This is a genomic window from Methylobacterium sp. Leaf118 (assembly GCF_920984675.1).
GTDB lineage: Bacteria > Pseudomonadota > Alphaproteobacteria > Rhizobiales > Beijerinckiaceae > Methylobacterium.
The window spans coordinates 1-2965 of sequence record NZ_CAKLBV010000125.1; the positions used below are offsets into that span (position 1 = coordinate 1).

The 2965-nt window shown below is 60.5% G+C and carries 2 protein-coding genes and 1 pseudogene; all 3 read left to right on the plus strand.

Translation table 11 applies throughout. The annotated features are described in order from the left end of the window. On the plus strand, positions 1 to 1284 hold a 1284-nt coding region (locus tag LW587_RS23765; protein ID WP_232632039.1), incomplete at its 5' end, for a hypothetical protein. Next, positions 1285 to 1554, plus strand: a pseudogene (locus LW587_RS23770) (hybrid sensor histidine kinase/response regulator); the annotation flags it as partial. 15 nt (positions 1555 to 1569) lie between these two features. After that, entirely contained in the window at positions 1570 to 1707 is a 138-nt protein-coding gene (locus tag LW587_RS23775; protein ID WP_232632040.1) for a hypothetical protein, read from the plus strand. Positions 1708 to 2965: the final 1258 nt, after the last annotated feature.

Genomic DNA, 2965 nt, shown 5'->3' on the forward strand with positions numbered 1-2965 from the left:
GTGCGCAGGATCGAGGAGGCTGTTCGCGACCATGCCGACAGCGCGCACTGCGTCCTCCTCATCACCCACGAAGGGTTGTTCCTCCTCGGTCCGGAAAAGCTCGCAGGTTGGCATGTCCGCATCGACGAAGTTCCGGATGGCGCCGTTCTCACAAGTGCCTTCCCGGCTACGATCTCGTTCCTCGCCTTAAGCACGTTGTACGACCTGGAGCCGACCGGGCACGATAACTGGCATCAGGTCGTACCCCGTCCGGGGGTCGATCCCGTCAAGCCGAGCGAGTACCGGACCGACGCTGCGGGGCCGCTCGCTGCCTTCCACAAGGCCACCACGAACTCTTACCGCGCCGTTTTCGTCGATCTCTCGGCGTGGGAAGACGCACGCGCCCATGGCAGGCAAGTACACTGGTGGTCGATCTGGACACCGACGAGCCTGCGCTGCTGCACCTCCGTCGCGATCACGGGAGCCGGGTTTTTCCGCAGCATGCTGTATCACGCCTGCGTTTTCATCCATGGCGACGAACTGGCTTTTGAACGGCTCGATCCGCCTACGTTGGCGCCCCGCGCGAAACCGCGCGTCACAATCCGCTATTTCGCGCGGCATCCCGGCTCAACGATGTGGTGGCAGACGGACGATGGTAGCCTCTGCTTGGTGCGCGTCTCCGAGCACCTCCAGCAGATCGGCTTCAAGGGGTATTGGTCGTCCAACCACGAGGCCAAAGCGTACTTCAGGCATCGCTTCGGAGGTGATGCTGTCGAGCCTCGACAAGCCGGGACGAACGCGCTGCGGCGTCACACGGCATGCGCGTTTGTCTACTCGAATAAGGCGCAACCCGCCGAACGACCGCTTTTGGAGCTTCTCAACTTGGATGAGGGCACCGTCTCGGTTGCGCGCGAGCAGGAAGACATCATTCAGTTCGTGATGCGCGGCGCCATCCGCGATCCGCGCTTCGAAGGTTCTTATGACGTCTACCTTTACAGCCAGGATCAGGCTGAAGCGCTCGCCACCTATCTCGTCCGCGAGGGCATCACGGTCGAAGAGCGAGTGGAGGTGATCCCGGTCGCCGAGGCGGGCATCATGGAGGTCGCGCGTCCGGAACCGAAAGGCCGGTACACGACGATGACGCCTGCCGCAGACGAAGCAACGGCTAGTGAACGCGAGGAGCAAAAGTTGGCGAAGGACCGGGAAAGAAAAAAGCGGCAGCGCGCTGCCTCAAGGGCGGAGGAGAAGGCGAATGGCAGCTATCGCGGGCGCGGGCGGCCTCGGAAGGTGAAGTTCCAGCCTTGACTGCAATCCGACGTGCGGATTGATCTGCTCGTCACCGATGTCGGCCTGCCCGGCGGCATGAACGGCCGTCAGATGGCGGACGCCGCCCGCGTGTCGCGTCTGGGCCTCAAGGTGCTGTTCATCACCGGCTACGCGGAGAACGCCCTGCTGGGCAAAGGCAAGCTCGAACCGGGCATGGCGGTGATGACCAAGCCGTTTGCGATGGACGACATGGCCTCCCGCATCTGCTCAATGATCGAGGCGGGCGCCGAGCAGCCTCGACGCTCGTAGCGGCCACGATGAGGCATGGGCCAGAACTTCGGCCACGCCTTGGTGGCTGATCTTGATGCCGCAGTCGTATGTCAGCCCGCCCAAGAAGTAGAACTCGTCAGCGTGCTGCTCGGCGATATCGACCCAGCATCGCTGTGTGCATCAATCCTGTGATTGTTGGGCGTTGTCGTTGACGGCCTTCGCGGTATCGGTCGCCTTACGAGTTAGCGTGCGACGTGATCCCCGGATCGCCTGTGCCGTCTTGACTGAACGGCGTCCGATCCACGCATCATGCCGACCAAGAGGTTTGCGCCCTGATCGATTTTGGTACGGCATCGTACAATTTTCCCCAGTCAGGGGGCTCATTCGCAACTCATGCGCCGCATCGCATCCCCTAGATGGGGGACGATCGCGAAAGCTGTCGCGCTTGACATCGTACACTGTAGGGGTGGCATCGCCCCCGTCGATCTCCCTGGCGGGCGAGAACATCGGCCACACCCTGGTGGCTGATGTTGATGCCGCGCTCCAACATCGTCGCAGAGATGGTCTGCACTGGCCGTTGGGGAATGGTGGAACCCAAGGTCGGCCCCGCCTAAGCGCCGTCAAATACGCGGCAGAAGCGTATCCGGCATCCAGCTAAAAGAGTAGGTGCTGAGGGAAGCTCCCATCTGGGACAAAAATCGAAACCGTAGTAGGAAGAGAGAAGTCCCTCACTGAGAATGGATACAAACACCGTTATCATCGGCCAATCTTCATCGACCTTAATTAACATCATCTGCTTATGCTCATCGAAGGCTGCGACCTGATCGCGGAACAGCAACTCGATAGACCGCAATTCATCGCTCGCAATGCGTTTCCTCGCCCAAATCATACGCAGACCGCCCGTTTCGCAGGCTTTTGCTCTCGTGGCGACACTGCGGCAAGTGACTCTTGGGCATTGCCCCCATCAATGTACCCGTGGATTAAGCGGCCACATCGACCGTGGGGGCCATTCGTGTGGCCTCAGCACACCATCAGCAATTTACCGCACGCATTTTTGTGCGTTTTCGTGCTGACAGGCTTGCGCCGAGTACCCCCGAATTGAAAATCGCTTCAGGCTGGCAAAGCTCAGCAGGGGGTATCTATGACGTTCGAAATTTTTTTGGCGGTAATGCTGGCGGCGGCGCTCGTATCGGTAATGGTGCTTTTCTCGCGCGCCTCAGAAGGGCCGATGTACATTAAGCGTGGCGGTCGATTGATCCGTCGGGACCCGCCGACTCCCTTGCGATGAAAACACGGATCGGCCAGCCTCAGGTTCTCGGCCGGTCATGGGTCAGGCTCAAAACTTGTCAGCTTGATCGTGCGGGGGACTGTTTCCGACCCTTTGCAGAAGCCAGGAACGTCTGCTTGCAAGCTGCTCTGTGAACCAGTGACCTACGGCTGGGACGGAGGT